Annotated in this window: 20 protein-coding genes; 9 read left to right on the forward strand and 11 right to left on the reverse strand. The window is 63.4% G+C overall.

Annotation, left to right across the window (positions count from 1 at the left end; all coding sequences use genetic code 11):
- Positions 1 to 34 precede the first annotated feature (34 nt).
- Together AC1C2O_RS17730 and AC1C2O_RS17735 are read right to left on the reverse strand one after the other, a co-directional pair.
- Entirely contained in the window at positions 35 to 1,234 is a 1,200-nt protein-coding gene (locus AC1C2O_RS17730; protein ID WP_495431893.1) for a cytochrome P450, read from the reverse strand.
- Between the two features lie 14 nt (positions 1,235 to 1,248).
- Positions 1,249 to 2,226, reverse strand: coding sequence for a PDR/VanB family oxidoreductase (locus tag AC1C2O_RS17735; protein WP_495431894.1), 978 nt, complete (start codon positions 2,224 to 2,226; stop codon positions 1,249 to 1,251).
- A 127-nt stretch (positions 2,227 to 2,353) separates the two neighbouring features.
- On the opposite strand from AC1C2O_RS17735, the gene AC1C2O_RS17740 reads away from it, so the two are divergent.
- Positions 2,354 to 3,241: an IclR family transcriptional regulator gene (locus AC1C2O_RS17740; protein WP_495431895.1), complete on the forward strand. Its 888-nt coding sequence runs from the start codon at positions 2,354 to 2,356 to the stop codon at positions 3,239 to 3,241.
- A 39-nt stretch (positions 3,242 to 3,280) separates the two neighbouring features.
- On the opposite strand, the gene AC1C2O_RS17745 is transcribed toward AC1C2O_RS17740, so the two are convergent.
- Positions 3,281 to 3,883, reverse strand: a complete 603-nt coding sequence (locus AC1C2O_RS17745; protein ID WP_495431896.1) for a GrpB family protein — start codon at positions 3,881 to 3,883, stop codon at positions 3,281 to 3,283.
- Positions 3,884 to 4,010: 127 nt separating this feature from the next.
- Between AC1C2O_RS17745 and AC1C2O_RS17750 the strand changes: the two genes are divergently transcribed.
- Complete coding sequence (locus AC1C2O_RS17750) at positions 4,011 to 4,391, forward strand: hypothetical protein (protein ID WP_495431897.1); 381 nt, start codon at positions 4,011 to 4,013, stop codon at positions 4,389 to 4,391.
- A 2-nt stretch (positions 4,392 to 4,393) separates the two neighbouring features.
- Here AC1C2O_RS17750 and AC1C2O_RS17755 read toward each other — a convergent pair whose 3' ends face one another.
- Together AC1C2O_RS17755 and AC1C2O_RS17760 are read right to left on the reverse strand one after the other, a co-directional pair.
- On the reverse strand, positions 4,394 to 5,134 hold the full coding sequence (locus tag AC1C2O_RS17755; RefSeq protein ID WP_495431898.1) for a gamma-glutamyl-gamma-aminobutyrate hydrolase family protein: 741 nt from the start codon (positions 5,132 to 5,134) through the stop codon (positions 4,394 to 4,396).
- 94 nt (positions 5,135 to 5,228) lie between these two features.
- The gene (locus AC1C2O_RS17760; protein WP_495431899.1) at positions 5,229 to 7,403 is read right to left on the reverse strand and encodes an MMPL family transporter; all 2,175 of its coding nucleotides are present in this window, start codon (positions 7,401 to 7,403) and stop codon (positions 5,229 to 5,231) included.
- Between the two features lie 69 nt (positions 7,404 to 7,472).
- Here AC1C2O_RS17760 and AC1C2O_RS17765 point away from each other — a divergent pair, with 69 nt between their 5' ends.
- The gene (locus AC1C2O_RS17765) at positions 7,473 to 8,066 is read left to right on the forward strand and encodes a MarR family winged helix-turn-helix transcriptional regulator (RefSeq protein WP_495431900.1); all 594 of its coding nucleotides are present in this window, start codon (positions 7,473 to 7,475) and stop codon (positions 8,064 to 8,066) included.
- Between the two features lie 7 nt (positions 8,067 to 8,073).
- Here AC1C2O_RS17765 and AC1C2O_RS17770 read toward each other — a convergent pair whose 3' ends face one another.
- Both AC1C2O_RS17770 and AC1C2O_RS17775 read right to left on the reverse strand, forming a co-directional pair.
- The gene (locus AC1C2O_RS17770; protein ID WP_495431901.1) at positions 8,074 to 8,412 is read right to left on the reverse strand and encodes a histone-like nucleoid-structuring protein Lsr2; all 339 of its coding nucleotides are present in this window, start codon (positions 8,410 to 8,412) and stop codon (positions 8,074 to 8,076) included.
- 71 nt (positions 8,413 to 8,483) lie between these two features.
- Entirely contained in the window at positions 8,484 to 9,338 is an 855-nt protein-coding gene (locus tag AC1C2O_RS17775; RefSeq protein ID WP_495431902.1) for a LuxR C-terminal-related transcriptional regulator, read from the reverse strand.
- 110 nt (positions 9,339 to 9,448) lie between these two features.
- On the opposite strand from AC1C2O_RS17775, the gene AC1C2O_RS17780 reads away from it, so the two are divergent.
- Both AC1C2O_RS17780 and AC1C2O_RS17785 read left to right on the forward strand, forming a co-directional pair.
- Positions 9,449 to 9,796: a DUF485 domain-containing protein gene (locus AC1C2O_RS17780; RefSeq protein WP_495431903.1), complete on the forward strand. Its 348-nt coding sequence runs from the start codon at positions 9,449 to 9,451 to the stop codon at positions 9,794 to 9,796.
- Positions 9,793 to 11,427 carry a monocarboxylic acid transporter gene (locus AC1C2O_RS17785; RefSeq protein ID WP_495431904.1) on the forward strand — a complete coding sequence of 545 codons (1,635 nt, stop codon included), beginning with the start codon at positions 9,793 to 9,795 and terminating at the stop codon, positions 11,425 to 11,427. The genes AC1C2O_RS17780 and AC1C2O_RS17785 overlap by 4 nt, the downstream gene beginning before the upstream one ends.
- 71 nt (positions 11,428 to 11,498) lie before the next feature.
- Here AC1C2O_RS17785 and AC1C2O_RS17790 read toward each other — a convergent pair whose 3' ends face one another.
- Positions 11,499 to 12,008 carry a methylated-DNA--[protein]-cysteine S-methyltransferase gene (locus tag AC1C2O_RS17790; protein ID WP_495431905.1) on the reverse strand — a complete coding sequence of 170 codons (510 nt, stop codon included), beginning with the start codon at positions 12,006 to 12,008 and terminating at the stop codon, positions 11,499 to 11,501.
- A 197-nt stretch (positions 12,009 to 12,205) separates the two neighbouring features.
- Here AC1C2O_RS17790 and AC1C2O_RS17795 point away from each other — a divergent pair, with 197 nt between their 5' ends.
- On the forward strand, positions 12,206 to 15,868 hold the full coding sequence (locus tag AC1C2O_RS17795; RefSeq protein ID WP_495432171.1) for an AAA family ATPase: 3,663 nt from the start codon (positions 12,206 to 12,208) through the stop codon (positions 15,866 to 15,868).
- Positions 15,869 to 16,123: 255 nt separating this feature from the next.
- On the opposite strand, the gene mscL is transcribed toward AC1C2O_RS17795, so the two are convergent.
- The 3 genes from mscL to AC1C2O_RS17810 are packed head-to-tail and all read right to left on the reverse strand — an operon-like array spanning position 16,124 to position 17,440.
- Positions 16,124 to 16,531 carry a large conductance mechanosensitive channel protein MscL gene (gene mscL / locus AC1C2O_RS17800; protein WP_495431906.1) on the reverse strand — a complete coding sequence of 136 codons (408 nt, stop codon included), beginning with the start codon at positions 16,529 to 16,531 and terminating at the stop codon, positions 16,124 to 16,126.
- 23 nt (positions 16,532 to 16,554) lie between these two features.
- Positions 16,555 to 16,827, reverse strand: coding sequence for an FmdB family zinc ribbon protein (locus AC1C2O_RS17805; protein ID WP_495431907.1), 273 nt, complete (start codon positions 16,825 to 16,827; stop codon positions 16,555 to 16,557).
- 16 nt (positions 16,828 to 16,843) lie between these two features.
- On the reverse strand, positions 16,844 to 17,440 hold the full coding sequence (locus AC1C2O_RS17810) for a 5-formyltetrahydrofolate cyclo-ligase (RefSeq protein ID WP_495431908.1): 597 nt from the start codon (positions 17,438 to 17,440) through the stop codon (positions 16,844 to 16,846).
- A gap of 64 nt (positions 17,441 to 17,504) precedes the next feature.
- Between AC1C2O_RS17810 and galU the strand changes: the two genes are divergently transcribed.
- From galU to AC1C2O_RS17825, 3 genes are all read left to right on the forward strand, one after another.
- Positions 17,505 to 18,392, forward strand: coding sequence for a UTP--glucose-1-phosphate uridylyltransferase GalU (galU, locus tag AC1C2O_RS17815; protein ID WP_495431909.1), 888 nt, complete (start codon positions 17,505 to 17,507; stop codon positions 18,390 to 18,392).
- 21 nt (positions 18,393 to 18,413) lie between these two features.
- The gene (locus AC1C2O_RS17820) at positions 18,414 to 19,043 is read left to right on the forward strand and encodes a GNAT family N-acetyltransferase (RefSeq protein WP_495431910.1); all 630 of its coding nucleotides are present in this window, start codon (positions 18,414 to 18,416) and stop codon (positions 19,041 to 19,043) included.
- A gap of 74 nt (positions 19,044 to 19,117) precedes the next feature.
- On the forward strand, positions 19,118 to 19,975 hold the full coding sequence (locus AC1C2O_RS17825; protein ID WP_495431911.1) for a hypothetical protein: 858 nt from the start codon (positions 19,118 to 19,120) through the stop codon (positions 19,973 to 19,975).
- Positions 19,976 to 19,982: the final 7 nt, after the last annotated feature.

Genomic DNA, 19,982 nt, shown 5'->3' on the forward strand with positions numbered 1-19,982 from the left:
ACGCAATCACTGACGGGCTTGCCTCCTCACATAGTCAGACGTCCACACGCACCGGCATGCTTTCCCAACCGCGCAGCGTGTTGTTCAAGTGTCGCCGTGGAGGTTCGGTGAGTTCGATGGATGAGACTCGGTCGAGGAGGGCGTCGAGGAGCGTCACTGCCTCTAACCGCGCGATGTGCTGGCCGACGCAGTGATGGATGCCCATGCCAAATCCGACGTGGCCGGAGGGGTCTCGTGACAGATCAAATCTCCCGGGGTCGGTCCATCGGCGCGGGTCGCGGTTCGCAGCGCCGAGGAACATGAGTACCTTGCGTTCTGGCGAAAGCACGGCGTCTGCGATCCGTGTTTCAGTCGTCGTGGTGCGGAAGAAGGTCTGCACCGGAGACTCGAGTCGGATTGCCTCTTCGAAGGCGCGTGGCAGCAGACCTCTATCGGCGCGGAGCCGCTGCCACTGATCCGGGTGCGTGGCGACGGCGTGCAGCACGGCGGATATGCCGGTGACGGTCGTGTCCACGCCGGCGGTCAGTAGCGAGCGGACGATGAGCGGCGCCTGTTCGTATCCGATCTCACCGCGGTCGGCTGCCTCCCAAATCTGCGCACCGAACCCGGTCTCGCTGAGATTCTCACGACGACACTGTGCAGCGATCCACTCGACTGTCGGGCCGATGGTCTTTGCCGGATCGGTGACCCGTTCGTTCATCGGACCGAAAGCGTTGAAGGCGAAGTCGCCGTAGGGAAGGAGGTTTTCCCTGTTCTGCGTTCCGATTCCCACCGCGTCAGGGAAGACACGCAGAGGGAAGGGCTCGGCGAGGGCGGTCACGGCATCGAACTCGTGCCCCTCCGACAGCACTCGCTCCACCAAGGCGACGGCATCCGTCTGCCAGCGCGACTCCAGCGCGCGCAGTCGTCGCGGCGACAACAGCTGTGACAGAACGGCACGCGGGGCATCGTGGCGAGGCGGGTCGGCTTCAAGTAAGAGGCTTGGCGGACGCCAGGGCGCCTCGTGATTGAAGTTGCTGAGTCCTACGCCAGCGCCTGACTGCAGCGATTGCCAATCGGTCAGCGCCCGGTGAACATCGTCATATCGCGCGACGGCGTGGACATCGTAGCGAGGCAGGTAGACGACGGGACCGAGTTCGCGGAGCTCTTCGTGGAAGGGCAACGGGTCGCTGAGGAACTCAGTAGAGAACGGATCGATATCCGAGGCAGGGATCGGGGGTGCGGTGGTGGGCATTGTGTCTCCTAGGATCAAATGTCGAGGACGAGCTGTGCGTCGAGACTGCGTGAGACGCAGGGGAACACGCATTCTGAAGCCGAGCGCTCCACATCATTCAGCAGAGAGTCGCGGTGGTCTGGCCGACCAGCGACCACGTCGGTTTCGCAGGTTCCACACACCCCTTGGCCGCAGGAAGTCAGCACATCGACGCCGATGCGGCGCAGTGCGGTGACCACGGTCTCGTCGACTGCCACGGTGGTAGAACGGCCAGATCTGGCGGCGACGACGGCGAAGGCGGTCGCGGGCGACGACGACCTGGTGGATGCAGCGAATCGCTCCACCTTTGCCGGATGACCGCCCTCGGATGAACCCCATGCCTCGACCTCGTCCAGCAACCGCGACGGTCCACAAGCGTAGACGCGCACGCCACCGTCGATCGGCCGCCAGGCATCGAGGTCTGCCCGTCCGATTTCGTCCGCGCAATGGATTGTGACTCGCTCGGTGAAGGCTTCCAGCTCGTCGGCGTATGCGAGCATCGTTCTGCTGCGGCTCAGATACAGGAGCCGCCAATCGGCGCCCAGGATGTCCGCCTGACGGATCATCGGAAGCAGAGGGGTAATTCCGATACCGCCCGCCACGAATAGGTATTGGCCAGACGGTGCGAGGCGGAAGTTGTTTCGTGGTCCACCAAACCGCAGCACGTCGCCCTCGTGCACAGTGTCGTGTAGTGCGATTGATCCGCCGGATCCGCCCGCTTCGCGCTGCACGGCGATCCGGTAGGTATGGGCGTCCCATCGGTCACCGCAGAGCGAGTATTGGCGGGTGGTGCCGTCATCGAGAATGACGTCGATGTGGGCGCCGGGCGACCAATCAGGTAAGCGCGCGCCGTCCGGAGCGCGGAGGCTGAACTCCATGACGCTGTCGGAGATCGCGCGGCGGTGTGCCACGACCAGGCGTCCGCTCGACGCGTCGCGCGGCATGGCGATGGAGTTGACCATGATCGAGGACAAATTCGTCTCCTCTTCGTTGAGGGCCCGACAGCTGTGTCGGTGAGAAAACGGTACCTTCGGAGTCAACGCGTCCGACTCTCGATTCCATTGAACGGAATCGAGAGTAATCTGCTCGGAGGAGGCACAAATGGCTCGGGGGTCCGCAGGAGAATCCGTGCTGAGCAAGCACCTGCGAGTTTTGGATGCATTCGACCCGCTACGGCCGTTCCTCACGCTGGCCGAGATCGCGGAAGCGGCGGCGCTTGCTCCCTCGACAGCACACAGACTGGTCGCGGAGCTGGAGCGTGAAGGATTGCTTGAACGGCTCCCTGACAGGTCATATCGACTCGGTGTGCGCCTCTGGGAGTTCGCTTCGCGCACGCCGGGGGCGTTGGGATTGCGTGAGTTGGCGCGACCGTGGATGAACGCTGTGCACAGCCGTGTCGCTCAGCACACACAGCTCGGTGTCTTGAACGGACTCGACGTCCTCTTCATCGAGCGGATGTCCACCCGCGGTGCGGTTGTCAACGCGACGCTCATCGGCGGTCGTATTCCACTCGCCGTGAGCTCCAGCGGCTTGGTTCTGCTCGCGCATGCCGCAGAGGATGTTGTCAGTGAGGTCATTCGCGTGGGTTGGCCCCACCACACTCGGCACACGCTGCGTGATGGCGCCGCGTTGCGCGCTCGGCTTCGCCGTGTGCGCACCGATGGATACGCAGTGATGGACGGGCACATCTATGAAGAGTCGCGGGGTGTCGCGGTGCCTGTGTTCGGACCGCAGGACGGTGTCTACGCGGCGCTCAGCGTTGTGGTCCCGGTCGAGGAAACGTCACCTTCCGGTGTGATCGAGATGCTCATCGTCGCAGCGGCGGGAATCACTCGGTCAATGAGCGACGCATACCTGAGCGGACTCGCTGCATCGCCGGACGGCTCGCCGGCTGGGATCGGGCCCCTGGTCAGTACCTCCCTGGCGACGGTCGAGTACTTCGCGAAGCGAGGGGAACAGAGCGCTGGCATACCGCCGCTCCTTCATTGAGGACCTAGTTGGGCGCACCTCGGCCCGATCGCCGCAACCTCAGCGGCCTCTCGCCGCCCACGCCTCGAACTCGGACTGGACCTGATCAAAGAACGCCGTCTTGGCCAGGGTGTAATCGTCGTAATCAGCTTTGCCGATCTGTTGGGCGCTGAGCGTTCGCTTTACGTCCTCATAGCGCTGGCGGGCATCGTCATTCGCCCGAAGCCAGTTGCGGAACCAGACCGTGTACAGACCCCACGGTGAATCCGCGCGCCGGACGTGAAGTATTGCTTGGTCGTCTTCGTGCCAGAACAGCCGCTTTTCCCAAACGAGGGGATCGGCCACGATCGACCCCCTCGGTAGATCGCGATCAACGCCGGGGGAATCGGGGCGCGAACCGCGCGCTCGCACGTAGCCGAGCGGTGCGAGCCTGGTGATGAGTTCGGCCTCCGAGGGGAGCGGAGAGATGCGCAGTTGCAGGTCTACGAACGGCTTTGCGGCGAGACCCGGCACCGATGTCGAGCCGATGTGATCTAGCTCTGCAGCCTCGGCGCCGTCAAGTCCACCTACAGCGTTCCAGACGCCCGATAGTAGTCGCGACGCGCGCTGTGCCCACTCCGCCTGGTGCTCGATCAATGCGGCCGGGTTCTTCTCGTCGTTCATCCGGCCCAATCTACGGGTCGTGAATCCGAGCGGCAACGAACGACGCGATGAGCTGCGGCGGTCGTTTACCGTCACCAGCGTGCATGCCTGGATCTACACGTCACCACTTCTCTCCTAATATGAACATGTGCAGCCAATCGACACCCTCGCCGTAGTTGGTGAGGTGCTGTCGTGGATCGGCCTCGGTATCGGCATCCCGCTCCTCGTGATCGCCGGAATGATCGCGCTCGCCGAAGGACGCTGGGAACGCGTCGACATGGCGGTGATCGATCGCGACGGCGTCCTGATCGCGCGATGGTTCGCCGGTGGGGAGTTTCACGAACGCCCACTCACCTCACGCGAGCACGTGGAGGACGACTGGCATCGAGGATTTGTGAGCGCGCGGAACCCGAGTCATGTGCGGACGCATCCGCCGATGCTGCGGCACTTCTTCCTGACGCTGGGTACGGTCTTCACCGCCATCGGCGCGATCGGACTCATCGTCTCGTTCATCCCCGCCTTCGTCTGAGATCAGGCCAGCGCAGGCGCCGTCGAACGCTGACGCTCCAGGCGGCGTAACAGTGCGGACAGCTGTGTGGATGCCGTCTGCGGATGCTCAGGATGCCATTGCACGGCTGTGATCGGTGCCGACTCGTGGGTGACTGCCTCGATCACACCGTCGGATGAGCGGGCGCCAACACGGAGTTCTTTACCCAGCTGGTCGAGCGCCTGATGGTGGGTGCAGAGCACGGCCCGAGTCGCATCGATGTCAAGGTGCAGATCCACAGCGGGGTCCAGGCGCAGCCGTGTGTGGACGAAGGTATCGGCGGAAGGCGTTCGCGCGCGATGCTTCTCCGCGGTGAGGTGTTGCACGAGCGTGCCGCCGAGAGCGACGTTGATGAGTTGGATGCCGCGGCAGATGCCCAACAGCGGTGTGCGTTGCTGAATCGCCTCCAGGACGACCGCAATCTGCGCGCGGTCCGCGCGTGACTCGTGCTGCCCTGAGCCGGGATAGCGCTCGTTGTCGCTGTAGAGCGATGGGGCGACATCCTCTCCGCCCATGAGCACGATCATGTCGGCCTTCCTCGCAGCCATCAACGTTTCCGTTGTCGATTGCTCTGCGGTGGCGATGAGTTCCGTGGTCCAGTTCATCGCCTGGATCGTCTGCAGCGTCGACGCGTTCAACAAATCGAGCGCGTCCTGGTAGCGCGGATTGGCCGGGCGCGAGTTCCTAATATGAACGACAGCGACGTGGTGACGCGGGGAAGGCATGATCACATCCTGCGTCGTTAGCTTTGCGCGACGGGGTCGGATGTGTTTCCGGCACGTTGCCGGCACGGGACTGCCGGTCGGCGTCGGATGCGGACTACTTCTTCCCGCGGTGCAGTTTCGACGGCCACCAGATCGAACGCCCGATGTCGTACGCCAGGGCCGGAACCAGCAGCGACCGCACGATGAACGTGTCCAGCAGCACGCCGAACGCGACGATAAACGCCAACTGCACCAGGAACAGGATCGGAATCACCGATAGCGCCGCGAACGTCGCCGCCAGCACAAGACCGGCCGAGGTGATCACGCCGCCGGTGACGGACAGCCCGCGCAGGACGCCCTCTCGGGTGCCGTGCTTGATGGATTCTTCGCGCACCCGCGTCATCAGGAAAATGTTGTAGTCGATTCCGAGCGCCACAAGGAACACGAAACCATAGAGCGGCACGGCCGGGTCTGCACCGGGGAAGTCGAAGATCCCGTTGAATACCCACGCCGCCACACCCATCGCGGTGCCGAACGACAACACGGTGGTGAGGATCAGCAGCACCGGCGCCAGGATCGAACGCAGCAGCAGCATCAGGATGATCAGGATCACGACCAAGATCAGCGGGATGATCAGATTTCGATCGTGAATCGACGTGTCATTCGTGTCAATCGACGTGGCTGTCACCCCACCCACGATCGCGTCGTGCTCGGAAAGTTCTGTGCGGAGGTCGCGGACCGTGGATGCCGCGGCATCCGAATCTGCAGCGTCGCTCAGCGTCGCCTGCAGCATCACGTCACCGTCGACGACGGTCGGCTCCGGAGCAGGCGTGCCGGGAGGACCGAACGCCGTGATGCCATCCTCGGTGACGCTGGCTGTGCCGCTGGGGGAATCGGATGCATTGACGGAGACCGCATCGACGCCTTCGTGCGCCAGCAGCAGATCTGCGACCTCTTGCAGCGAATCTTCGGCGACGACCACGTAGGCAGGGCTCCCTGAGCCGCCGGGGAAGTGCTCGCCGAGCGCGACCTGGCCGTCTCGGGCTTCCGATGCGCCCAGCACCAGTTCGGACTGCGGAATCCCCGAAGCGTTGAGCTGAGTGAATCCGGTCGCCCCAGCGATGAGCACGAGCGTCGTCACGATCCAGATCAGGCGCGGACGCTTTTGGATGCCGCGGGCAAGAAACGCCCACAGGCCCTTGGTGGCGATGCCTGTCTCCGCTGCCACGACTTCGGGTTCGAATGCCGGGCGACGCGGCCAGAACACTGCCCGCCCGAACGTGAACAGCAGTGCGGGCAGGAGCGTGAGCGCGGAGAGCATGGCGAACACAATGCCAATGGCAGCGACAGGTCCGAGCGTGCTGTTGGACTTCAGATCGCTCAGCAGCAGGCAGAGGAGCCCCGCGATCACCGTGCCACCGGACGCGGCTATCGGCTCAAGCGATCCCTTCCACGCAGCGATGGTCGCCGCGCCCTTGTCTTTCGTGTGGCGCAGTTCTTCACGGAATCTCGCGACGAAGAGCAACGAGTAGTCGGTCGCCGCACCGATCACCAGGATGAATAGGATGCCCTGCGTCTGGCCGCTGAGCAGCAGGATCTCCCACTTCGCGAGCCACCACACCACCAGCAGCGCCACGCACAGACCGAACAAGCTGGTGGAGAGCACGACGATCGGCAGCAGCGCAGAGCGGTACACGAGGATCAGGATCAGGAATACGGCAAGCAAAGCGACGCCCAGCAGCAGTCCGTCAATGCCCGCAAATCCGGCTACGAGGTCTGCGGAAAAGCCGGCAGGCCCGGTGATGTAAACAGCCACGTCGTCCGGCGTCGCCGCACGCAGCTCGTCGCCCAGGGCTGACACTGCGTCGCCGAGCTCGGCATCGCTGGAGATCGGGATGAACGCCTGAACAGCCTTGCCGTCCTCGGAGGGAATGCCGGGGGAGACCTCGTCCGCCACACCCTCGATGTCTGACGCGCCCGCGATGGCTTCGTTGATCGCCGCAAGCTGGTCTTCGTCAAGTTCGCTGTCGCCGACGAACACCGCGATTGCGGGGATCGCATCGGAGTCGTTGAACTCGCCGAGAAGTGCTTGCACCTGAGTGGCGTCGGCATTCGAAGGCAGGTAGCTGGTCTGATCGTTAGAGGAGACCTCGCTGACCTTTCCAAACAGTGGGCCGCCGAGTCCGGCCCCCACAAGCCAGACGAGAATCAGCACTGCCGGGATGACTACTCGCGCCAATGAGCGACGGCGCACGCGAACGCGCGTGGTGGTGTTGGTGTCGTCGATCATGTCATCCCCTTTGCTAGCCAGGCTAGATTAAAACCTAGCATGAAACATTCTAGGCGCTAGCATCAGGAGATGCCCCCCGTCCCTCCCGAACCCACCGAGTCGAGCGCTTTCGCATTCGGCTCGGCGATCTATGACGTCGAAGTCAGCGATCCAAAGGGAGAACTGATCGATCGTGCGGGAATGTCCGAGAACGACATCCGTCAGATCAGCGGAGTCATGCGTGCGCTGGGTGGGCTCCGAGACGCCGAGCAGAAACTGTCAGAGGCCTCGCTGCGTTACATGAAGCTCAACCAGACCGATATGCGTGCGCTGCATTTTTTGATCGCCTGCGAGAACAGTGGAGTCGTCGCGACCCCCGGCGCAATCTCCGCGCACCTGCGCATCTCGACCGCATCCACCACCAAGCTGCTTGATCGACTCGAGCGCGGCGAACACATCACTCGTTCGCCGCATCCCTCTGATCGCCGTGCCTTGGCGATCGCCATCACGCCGGAGACACGGAAATCGGCAGTTGAGACGGTGGGACGTCTGCATGCCCGCAGATTCATTGCGGCCGCACGGCTGTCGCACACGGAGCGTGAGATCGTCACACGATTCCTCACGGACATGACAACGGAGATTGCCCTCGACGATGAACCGTGGGCAACCTCCGCAGAAGATTGATCAGTGTCTAGTGCGCGGCGCGGTATGCCTCGACCACTGTCTGGGGAATGCGGCCGCGTTCGGAAACCTGGTGACCGTTGGCGTTCGCCCATTCACGGATTACGGCGGTCTCGGGAGAGGAGGCCGCGCGCGTGCGTGTCGAGCCTCGGGAAGCGGATGCCGAAGAGCGCCGTGCAGCCGAAACAAATGGTTCCAGTGCTTCTCGCAAAGCATCCGCATTCTCGGTGGTCAGATCGATTTCATAAGCGGTGTTGTTGAGCGAGAAAAGAACAGTCTCGCCCTCACCGATTCCGAGGATCGTTCCATCGATGTCGTCTACTAGCTGGTGCACAATACGTCGGGCCATTTGTTCAGTGTACGCAGAAAAGAATGGCGGCTACAACGATTCTGTCGTGATTCGAGAATGATTCTTTACGTTTATGGGAGCAGACCGGCCCGGCGCGCCCGCGCGACGGCAGCATGTCGAGTTGAAGCATCCAATTTGGACATCGCCGTGCTGAGATAGGCCTTCACAGTTCCTTCGCGTAGTCCGAGCTCTGCGGCGATCTCGGCATTCGTGTAGCCGAGTGCAGCGCACGCGAGCACATCAGTCTCGCGCGGCGACAGATGGACTGTGGGAATCGATCCGGTCGTGGCTGGAGCTTCATCGCCAGCGACAGTGAGCAGCCTCTGCTCGAGACGTGCGAGGCTTTCGCGCAGAAGGGGGTCACTGATACTTCCAGACAGTCCGCGCAACTCTGCAAAGCTCTCACGCAATTCTTCGCGATGGAGGGCGGTGAAGGTGGGGCTACGAGGTGCCAACGAGCGCAGTCGCCGATCGACCTCGTCGCGCACTCGCAGCTCGGATGCCACAGAATCGGCGACCGCCATCGCCGGGGCTGTCGTGATGCCGCCGATGGGTGTTTCACCCCACGCTCCGGCATAGAGAACGCCGCGTGAGCGCCCGTTCACGACGATGGGAAGTGCCAGGAGAGTGCGCAGGCCTTCGCCGAGAACGAAACCGTCGTAGTCGTGGGTTATGTGCTGAGAGGAGCCGTAATTGCTGGTCATGCGGGGCCGGAGTTCCATCATCGCGCGACCGCCAAGGCCGCGCTCGGAACGAACCTTGAGCCCCTCGAGACTGTGGGTGCGGGTCCCGATGATGCTGGTGACCGAAACGACGCCGTCTTCGATCAGGCCGCCGAAAGCGACGGGGAAGCGGGTGCGTTGAGCCAGCTCGCGCACTGCCTGCGCGACGATGTCGGTGTCTGGGTCCAGGGTGATGGTGTTCATCGAGTACCTACTTTCGGGGGTGACGACGCTGTTCCCCGTTTCGTAGCGTCGACCCTACCACTCGCAGGGTACCGCCTTGCGAGCTCCCATACGTGTGGCAAGGAGGCCTCATGACCGATCGAACCGACGCTGAACGGGTAGATGGAATCGACTACATCGCCGTTCAGCAGTCACCAGGATTCCAAACACTGAAGAGAACGCAACGGTCCTTCATCTTTCCGTTGGCGGCGCTCTTTCTGATCTGGTACTTCACCTACGTGCTGTTGGGTGCATATGCGACGGAATTCATGGGACAACGGGTGTGGGGCGATATCACCGTCGGGCTGCTGCTCGGACTCGCACAGTTCGTCACGACTTTCGCCATCACGATGGGATACGTCTCCTTCGCCAACCGAAAGCTCGATCCGAAAGCGGAAGAAATCCGTGAAGAGCTGGAGAAGGTTGAGGCGCAGGCATGAACATCGTCCATTTGGCTGCCGCGCCCGCCGGTGAGAATAACCCCGTCCTCAATATCTCCATCTTTGCCGCATTCGTCGCGGTGACCCTTTTCATCGTCATTCGCGCCAGTAAGAACAACAAAACGGCCGCCGATTACTACGCGGCCGGCCGTTCCTTCACCGGACCTCAGAATGGCTTCGCCATTGCCGGTGATTATCTGTCTGCCGCATCCTTCCTCGGCATCTGCGGCGCGATCGCCGTAAATGGGTATGACGGATTCTTGTATTCCATCGGATTCCTCGTCGCTTGGCTGGTGGCGTTGCTGCTTGTCGCCGAGATGATGCGCAACACCGGTAAATTCACGATGGCCGATGTGCTCTCGTTCCGCCTCAAGCAGCGTCCAGTGCGGATGGCAGCCGCGATCACCACGCTGGTGGTGTGCTTCTTCTATCTGCTCGCCCAGATGGCCGGTGCCGGTGGTCTGGTCTCGCTACTGATGGGCATCGACGGCAAGGTCGGCCAATCGATCGTCATCGCCGTCGTCGGCCTTCTGATGATCGTCTACGTCCTCATCGGCGGTATGAAGGGCACCACCTGGGTGCAGATCGTCAAGGCTGTGCTGCTCATCGCCGGCGCTTTGGCGATGACCATCTGGGTGCTCGCACTGCACGGCTTCAACCTGAACACGCTGCTCGAAACCGCAGTCGCGAACTCGCCGAACGGCGATGCGATCCTTGCACCGGGGCTTCAGTACGGCGCCAATCCCTTGGACTTCATCTCGCTCGGACTTGCCCTGGTGCTGGGCACCGCAGGGCTTCCACACGTGCTGATGCGCTTCTACACCGTTCCGACGGCCAAGGAAGCGCGACGTTCAGTCGTGTGGGCCATCTGGCTGATCGGTGGGTTCTACCTGCTGACGCTGGTGCTCGGATACGGTGCAGGCGCGCTCGTCGGCGCTGATGTGATCAAGGCCGCCCCCGGCGGCGTGAACTCCGCAGCACCGTTGCTCGCGCAGTATCTCGGTGGCCCACTCCTGCTCGGTTTCATCTCCGCCGTCGCCTTCGCGACGATCCTTGCGGTCGTGGCAGGACTCACCATCACGGCGGCCGCGTCGTTTGCACACGACATCTACGCGAACGTCATCCAGAAGGGCCGCAAGAAGGCGGATGGAACGCCTGTCGACGCTGACCCGAACGCGGAAGTGAAGGTTGCTCGTCGCACGGTGATCGTCATCGGCATCCTCGCGATCCTCGGTGGCATCGGCGCACAGGGCCAGAACATCGCCTTCCTCGTCGCCCTTGCCTTCGCTGTTGCGGCGTCCGCGAACCTACCGACGATCCTTTACTCGCTGTTCTGGCGGCGCTTCAACACTCGTGGTGCGGTGTGGAGCATGTACGGCGGTCTGGCGTCTGCGATCATCTTGATCGTCCTCTCGCCGGTGTTCTCCGGTTCGGAGACCGCGATGATTCCAAGTATTGACATCGCCATCTGGCCGCTCAACAACCCGGGCATCGTCTCGATACCGCTCGGGTTCTTCCTGGGCTGGCTCGGCACGGTCACGAGCCGCACGATCGAATCTCCTCAGCTTGCTGCGGAGATGGAAGTGCGATCGTTGACCGGCTTCGGCGCAGAGAAGGCGGTGGATCACTAGCCGCCTGCGCCAACAGAATCATTGATCGAACAGGAACCCCCGACGGCCCACACGTCGGGGGTTCCTGACGTTTATTGCTCCAGATCGAGCAGGAAGCGCTTGTGCTCAGGATGCGCGCCATACTGACCCGGACTGCCATCGGAGCGCACCACACGGTGCACCGGCACGATGATCGAGAACGGAGTCAGCCGGCACGCGGTACCGACCGCACGGGCAGCGCCGGGGCTACCAGCGGATGCTGCGACTTCGCCGTAGCTCATGGTCTCGCCCCATTCGATCGTGTTGATCGTCTGAAGCGCCGTGCGGTGGAAGCCATCGACCAATCGCCAGTCGAAGCGCAGGTGCTCGTGGAATCGCACCGGGGTGCCGGCGAAGTAGTCATCGAGCAGATGCGCAAGCTCGTCGGCTGCCCCTGGATCGGGGGCGGGCACGTCGTGGAGACGTGCAGAGATGTTCTCGAGCAGCCATGGCACCGAGGGATCTGCCGACTCGGAAAGGTCGAAACGTACGATTCCCTCGTCTGAGAACACCACCAGCGCATCACCGAACGGTGTGGGTGCGAAGTCGTAGCGGAATGTCATGACACCATCCTGACGTGCGCCGCGGACTTCAGAAGGCGCTGATCACATGGGTGGGGGAGAACCAGGCGTAGGTGCGCGGGTGTGCAGAAAAAGTGGCCCAATCCGGTGAAACCCGGCCAGAATACAGGGATCGAGCACCTACGGAGCCTAGTGTGTCCTATGTGTGGCGACGTGAAGAGAAGGCTGCGGAATCTGCGATGACGCTCGGCAGCCAACAGGACGACCAGACCGTAATCGCGGTCGCTCACATCGCCGACGCCGAACGCACCCGGCTGCGGGCTGAAGCCGCCGATCTCGGTGGGCCATCGCCGCTTGTCAACTACCGCGACTCCGTCGAGGGTGGAATCGATATCTCCAAGGCTCACCCGGGGAGCCTGCCGCAGTTCATCACCGGAAAATCCACGCTGCTGTCCAACCTCTTCCGCGATGAGGTTGGACTGCGCACCGCACGCCTGGCCGCTGAGCGGATCACCGCCAAGCACACTGAGCTGCGCACGGTTCGCGGCATCGAGGCCGTTCACCTGGCTGTCGGTCTCGCCAGCTGGCGCATCGGGGGAGCGGACTTCGCTGCTCCCGTGCTGCTGCGTCCACTTGCCATCCGCCGGCATCACACCGACTTCGAGCTGAAGCTGCAGGGTGCGTTCGTCGTCAATCCCGAACTGGTGAGCGCCGCGCGCGAGCACTTCGGGATCACGATCGATGCGGAGACGCTGGCGTCGCTGGCATATGACGGTGGCATCTTCAAGCCACAACCGGTCATCGACAGCCTGCGCGCTGCGACCCAGTCGATCGACACGTTCACTGTGCTGCCGCGACTGGTCGTGTCGACCTTCGCCGACGTCGCCTCCGCGATGGCACGCGACAGCCGCGCACTCGATCATCAACTGCTGAACGCTCTGGCAGGTCACGTCGCCGACCGTGAGCAGGTGACCTCTGCGCGTCCGCAACCGCACATCACCAGTCCGGATGACCGTGCTCCGGCATCCGACACGCTCCTGCTCGACGCTGACGCTGAGCAGGAATCGGTGTTGGCTCGAATCTCCGCTGGTCATTCGCTTGTTGTCTCCACGTTGCCAGGCACCGGCGGCACCCAGACCGTCATCAACGCACTTGGTGAACTCGTGCGCGCAGGCAAGCGTGTGCTTGTCGTGTCTGCACGACGTTCCACCCTCGACGGCGTTCGTCATCGTCTGACAGGTATCGGGCTGGACAGCTTCGCCGTGTCCCCTGCAAGCATCCGGCGTGACCTCGTTCGCGCGATCGGACGCAACGAGAAGGCGACCGCGCCCAAGGTCAGCGACGTAGATGATGCGCTGGTGCGCCTGCGTGCCGTCTTGCTCGACTACCGCACGGCACTGACTGCTCCGGTCGCCGGCATCAACGCATCCGTACTGGATTCCACCAGGCAGCTCACCCGCCTGGCATCGCTGCCGGTGCCGCCGTCGACGACCGCGCGGCTGAGCACAGAAACGCTCCGCCGACTCACCGACAATCGCGCCGACGCCGCCGCTGCGCTCGTGCAGGCTGCGCGTCTGGGGGAGTTCCGCTTCGGACCAGATGACTCTCCCTGGTACGGCGTGAGCTTCAACAGCACCGAAGCAGCGCGCTCGGCGCACGAACTCGCCGGCCGGCTGCACGCTTCCAGCGTGCCCGCTCTGATGGAGCGCGGCTACGAGCTCATTTCTCAGACACACATGCGGCCTTTCGCGACGATCGACGAGCTGGGTGAGTACCTGCACCTGCTCGAAGGCATCCGTGACTCGCTCGACCGCTTCAGCCCGACGGTCTTCGAGCGTCCGCTTGGCGAGCTGATTCAGGCGCACGGCTCTCGACGCGATGCTCCGGGGCTGTCGGGTGCGAACCGTCGCCGACTGCGCCGCCTTGCCAAGGAATATGTGCGCCCCGGCGTGCACATCACCGAGATGCACGAAGCTCTGTTGCGCATTCAGCAGCAGCGCACGCAGTGGCAACGATTCGTCGATGCAGGTGTCGCCCCTGAGGTTCCGCTCGGTCTGTCCGAGGTGCTCGGATCCTGGCAGCGGGTGAGCGCTGAGCTGGCCGAGCTCGACACCGCTCTCGGCCGTCGCGAGCCGCTCGAGGCGCTACCCGTCGAACGACTCGTGCGCACCCTGGCAGGGCTTGCCGCACGCTCGGACGTGTTCGACAACCTCGTCGAACGCGCCACCATTCGCGACAAGCTGGCGACTCTCGGGCTGGAACCGCTGCTCGCCGAGCTCTCGGTGCGGCATGTCGCGGAAGATCAGGTCGCCGAAGAGCTCGAGTTCGCCTGGTGGCAGTCGCTGCTGGAGCGAGCGTTGCAGGACAACCGTGCCCTGCTGGGAGCGAATACCGCGGTCGTCGACCGTCTGGAGCGAGACTTCCGCCTTGTCGATGAGGCTCACGCCGCGATGGCGGGGCCGCTGCTGGCCTGGCAGCTCGCAAATCAATGGCGGATCGGCATCGTCGATGAGCCCACTGAGTCGCAGCACCTGCGACGTGCGCTCACCCAGGGCACTCCATCAACGGCAGAGATCGTATCCGCAGCGCCCACACTGATGAATGTGCTGGCGCCAGCCTGGATCTCCTCTCCGTATCAGGTGCCCGAGATTCCGGAATCGGTCGAGTTCGACACGGTTCTGCTGGTGGATGCTGCGGCTATCAACCTTGCCGAGGCAGCCCCTGCGATTCGTCGTGCACGCCAGGTAGTTGCCTTTGGCGACCCGGTGACGCAGCGACCGTCACCGTTCACCATGGCAGTGGATGCTGACACCGAATGGGAAGCTGAGGTCCCATACGATGAGACCTCGGTGTTCGAGCGGCTTGCAGAGCTGCTGCCGGTGATGACGCTGACCCGCAGCTACCGCGCCGGTGGCGAAGACCTCGCCGAGCTCATCAACGATGCCTTCTATGGCGGCGAGATCATCTCGCTGCCTTGGGCCGGTTCCTACCTCGGGCGCGGCAGCCTCACCGTCGATTACGTCGAGGGTGGTGTCGGCACACCCGACCCGATCTCCGGCGCCGTGGAGAGCCCTGACGCCGAGGTCTCGCGTGTTGTGACGCTGGTCGTCGAGCACGCCGTGCACCGTCCGACCGAGTCGCTCATGGTGATCACCGCGAGCGCCCGCCACGCAGAGCGTGTTCGTGCCGCGGTGACGACGGCCTTCGCCGGACGCTCAGACGTTGCAGACTTCGTCGGTCGCTATACCGCAGAGCCGTTCGCCGTGCTCACGTTGGAAGAGTCCGTGGCGGAGAGCCGCGATCGAGTGATCTTCTCGCTGGGCTACGGACTCACCAAGCATGGCCGAGTGCTCAGTGATTTCGGCGACCTGTCCACACCTGACGGCGAGCGGCTGTTGACCGTCAGCATGACCAGGGCACGTCGCTCGATGGTGCTGGTGTCCTCTATCCGTCCTTCGTCGTTCGATGACGGACGCCTTGCGCATGGGGCATCCACGCTCATGTCGATCCTCGGGGGGTTGGCGACACGCAGCCGCGAATCGCGCCTGGAAGACCTTGCCGACCCGCTCACCCTCGCCCTGGCCAGGGAACTGCGACGCCTCGGCGCATCCGTCGACGTCGACTATCGCGGCCTGCTGCCACTGGTCGCGCAGCACAAGGGCAAGGCCGTCATCATCGAGTCTGACCCCGAGACGCGCGGAGAGTCGCTGCGTGAGACTCTGCGACTGCGTCCGCACGTGCTTCGTCGCCTCGGCTGGCACTATGTGCGGGTGCACGCTTTCGACCTCTACAGCGACCCGGTGACCACGGCGTCCCGCATCGCCGCGGTACTCGGAATCGCAGCGGACGCAGTGAAAGCCGACAACGACACGCAGCCGCTCAATTTCTCTGACGATGCGTGACGAACACTCTTCGGAGTCCGAGCGCCAACGCGTCGTCCGGGTCCCTGGCAGTCGCCGCGCACGCCTGACGCCGGCGCCCGGCACCGACACGTCACCTGACGTAGTGACGAACCGGCCACCCGCGAAGGAATCGGTCAAAGGACGCGGTCCGAACGACGACCGGATGCTGGGCGACGTCCCCCCGCACTACTGAGCGCGGCATCAGGAAAGCCCCCGCCTCCCGAAGGAGACGAGGGCTTCTGCTGATGCTGAGTTTTAGCTCACGCTGTTCTTGCGGAGCAGATCGCGGATCTCGATGAGCAGCTCCTGCTCGTTCGGCAGGGTCTCCTCCTCTACCGCGGGGTTCAGTCGGGCCTGGCGTTCCTTGTACCTGTTCATCGGCACGACAAAGACGAAGTACACGACGAGCGCGACGGCCAGGAAACTAATGAGCGCCGTGATGAGGTTGCCCAGCGGGAACGTGACCGGCTGGCCATAGATTCCGAAGATCGTCGGACCGATGTTCCCCGCCGCGTCCGCTGTGTAGAACAGTGAGACGAGTGGAGTGATGATGCTGTCGACCACCGCGGTCACGATCGCCGTGAACGCACCGCCGATGACCACGGCCACGGCAAGGTCGATGACATTGCCCTTCGTGATGAATTCCTTGAATCCCTGGATCATGGGAACCCCCGTTGAATCGAACCTCAGGTCGAGGCTGGAGACGACGCGGGCGCCGGAGTGGCGCTCGTCGACGAATCTGACTTCGATGATGCCGATGAATTCGACTTTCCGCCACCGCCACTCCGAGAATCGGTGCGATAGAAGCCAGAACCGTTGAACGTCACGCCGATCGATCCATACTGCTTGCGCAGTGCGCCACCGCATTCGGGGCAGATGCTGAGGGCATCCTCGGAGAAACTCTGGACGGCGTCGAAGCGGTGATCGCACGACGTGCAGGCATAGGCGTAGGTGGGCATGTTCGTTTCAGTTGGTTCAGTGTCGCGCAGGCGACAGGGTGAGAGTCCGCGTGGGGGTCACGATGCCGGTCACCGGCTGGTCGTGCACCTCTCGCGGAAGGGAATCAAGTACCTCGGAATCATAGATCACGGCGTATACAGGAGGGCATTTCTCCATTGAGCCGATGGTCTTGTCGAAGTAGCCACGACCCCAGCCGAGGCGCATGCCCGTGGCGTCGATTGCGGCTGCGGGGATGATCATGAGGTCGACGTCATTGACGGCGATGGGGCCGAGGACTTCACCGGTCGGCTCCGGAAGGCCGAAGAGCCCCTCGGCTACATCGTCGGTGTCGTTGGCGACGGCCCAGTCCAGCAGGCCGTCGGCCCGGGTGATTGGCAGCAACACACGGATGCCTCGCTGCACTGCTCTGGTGACGAAGTCGCGCGTGCCGGGCTCTGTGGTCGTGGACAGGAAGCAGGAGATCGACCGTGCGCCGTGGTTCTCGAGGAGTGCATCTAGTTGCTCGCCGATACCGGATGCTGCGGCTTCACGCTGTGCATCGGAGAGCAGCTGTCGGCGCTCGCGCAACTCCGCACGCAGTGCGCGCTTCTCCTGCTCGATGTCAGTCGACATCCTTTGAGTCTACGTGTCAGGCCGCAATGTCAGGCCGAAGGCCGCTCCCCGCTAAGCTGGCCCAATGGGAAAACAGTCAATGAAGGCAGTAATTCCGGCAGCGGGTCTGGGTACGCGCTTCCTGCCAGCCACCAAGGCCATGCCGAAAGAGATGCTTCCGGTGGTCGACAAGCCGGCTATTCAGTATGTGGTCGAAGAAGCTGTTGCTGCGGGCATCGATGACATTCTCGTGATCATCGGCCGAAACAAGAACGCTATCTCCAACCACTTTGACTCCGTCCCGGAGCTTGAGGTGAAGCTCACTGAGAAGGGCGACATCGAGCGCCTGGAGCGGGTGATGAAGTCCAGTGATCTGGCCGACATTCATTACCTTCGTCAGGGTGAGCCGAAGGGACTGGGGCACGCGGTGTTGCGCGCCAAGACTCACGTCGGCGACAGCTCTTTCGTCGTCATGCTCGGTGATGACCTCATCGATGAGCGTGACGAACTCATCACGACGATGATCGCGGAGCACGAGCGCACGGGTGCGGCGGTCGTCGCTCTCATGGAGGTCGAGCCTGCCAACATTCATATGTACGGTGCTGCCGCGATCGAGACCACGGATGCCGACGACGTCGTCCGCATCACGGGCCTCGTCGAGAAGCCGGCCAGGGAAGACGCACCGTCCAACCTCGCCATCATCGGTCGCTACGTGCTGCCCGCGTCTGTGTTCCCGGTTCTTGAGCACACAGCTCCGGGCAAGGGCGGCGAGATTCAGCTCACGGATGCGCTGCAGGAGCTCGCAGCAGATACCGATGGCCCCGGCGTCGTCGGCGTCATCTTCCGTGGCCGTCGCTATGACACCGGCGATCGCGTCGATTACATCAAGGCGATCGTGCAGCTCGCTGCGGATCGTGATGACCTCGGCCCGGAGCTTCGCCCGTGGTTGAAGGAATTCGGCGAGAGCCTGTAGGCGCTCGGGGTCGAGGATCGGATGGATTTCGTGCTGGGGCACCGTCATGGACCGGTCGAGCTGAGGCTTGTCCGCACCCGTGACGCACGTGTGCTCCAGAACGAGCTGCTTCAGAACCGTGCCTGGTTGCAGCGCTGGGAAGCGACCATCCCGAACGGTGTTGCATCGTTCGACATGCGACTCGGTATTCGGCGCCTGCTGCAGCAGTACCGCGATGGCGGCGGATACCCGTTCGTCCTGGAGTACGACGGTGAGGTCGCCGGTCAGCTGAACGTGTGGGGAGTCTCCCGCGGTTCGTTGTGCTCAGCGACCATCGGCTATTGGGTGAGCGAGCGATTCGCCGGCCGGGGAATCACACCCACGGCAGTGGCGCTCGCCACGGACGCGGCCTTCGGCGAGTTCGGGTTGCACCGGATGGAGATCTGCATCCGCCCGGAGAATATAGCAAGCCTGCGAGTCGTGCAGAAGCTCGGCTTCCGCTACGAAGGGCTGCGCCGACGTTACATCCACATCGACGGCGACTGGCGCGATCACTACGCTTTCGCGCTCACTCGTGAGGACGTTCCGAATGGCGTGTTGGCGCGCTGGGTGAACGGTAACGTTCCGCAGGATGCGGCGGCCATTCCGCCATCGGATCGACTTTCGATCTAAGATTCTCATCTTGCGCGAGCGACACGCGCCCTGACTGAGGCCGATGTCGGCCACGGTCGCATACCGTTATCCCTATGAATGGGCCGGTACTGAGTGGGGGCGTCATCGTCCTTGTTTCGGTGCTGCTCTGGATGCTGTACCTGCTGCCCTCATGGCGAGGTAGGTATCAGTACAATGCTGCGGAGCGGAACGCCGTGCGTCTGAACCAGACGCTGCGTGTGCTGGCAGAAACGAGCGAGACACCCGATGAGGTGCATCTCGAACTCAATGCGCGCACCGTGCTTGCGCAACAGAAGCTTGTGAAGCGTCTGCAATCAGAGAAGGAAGCATCCGAGCTGGTGCGACTTCGAGCCGAACTCGCCGCGACCCGCGCCGATCCGGTCATGCGGCAGGCACGCGCACGCCGCAACGTGCGCATGGTGGCGACGGTGCTGCTGTTCGCCGGCCTCGCGACCGCGGGGCTGGGCATCTGGCAGATGATGACCGGTGGTGTGCAGTTGCTGATTTGGGTCGGCGGCGCGCTCGCCGTCGTCGCCGTGGTCACGCTGCAGAAGATGGCGTCTGTCTCGCTTCGTGCGGCTCGTCGCCCGGCGGAGGTGCTCGTCGAGAGTGCTGCTGTGCGGGTTGCGCCGCCGTTGCACGATCAGGGTCGTGCGACATGGACTCCCCGGCCTCTGCCGGCACCGCTGGTAACCGTCAGCGGCTCACTGGCACAGACTGCGCGGGCCGAGATCGACGCGAAGCAAGAACTGCGTCGCGCCGAGCGTGTCGCGCGACTGCGTGAGCGTGCGGAGGAGATGGCGCTGCCTGCACCGGTAAGTTTGCCCGCAGCCAAGGCTCCCGCATCGCCCTACGCGAAGATGGGTTTCGTGGATGACGCGGAGATCGAAGAGCACGTGCGTCAGCTGCTGCAGCGCCGTGCTGTCGGTTGAGTTTCCG

The organism is Microbacterium sp. Y355, assembly GCF_059445345.1.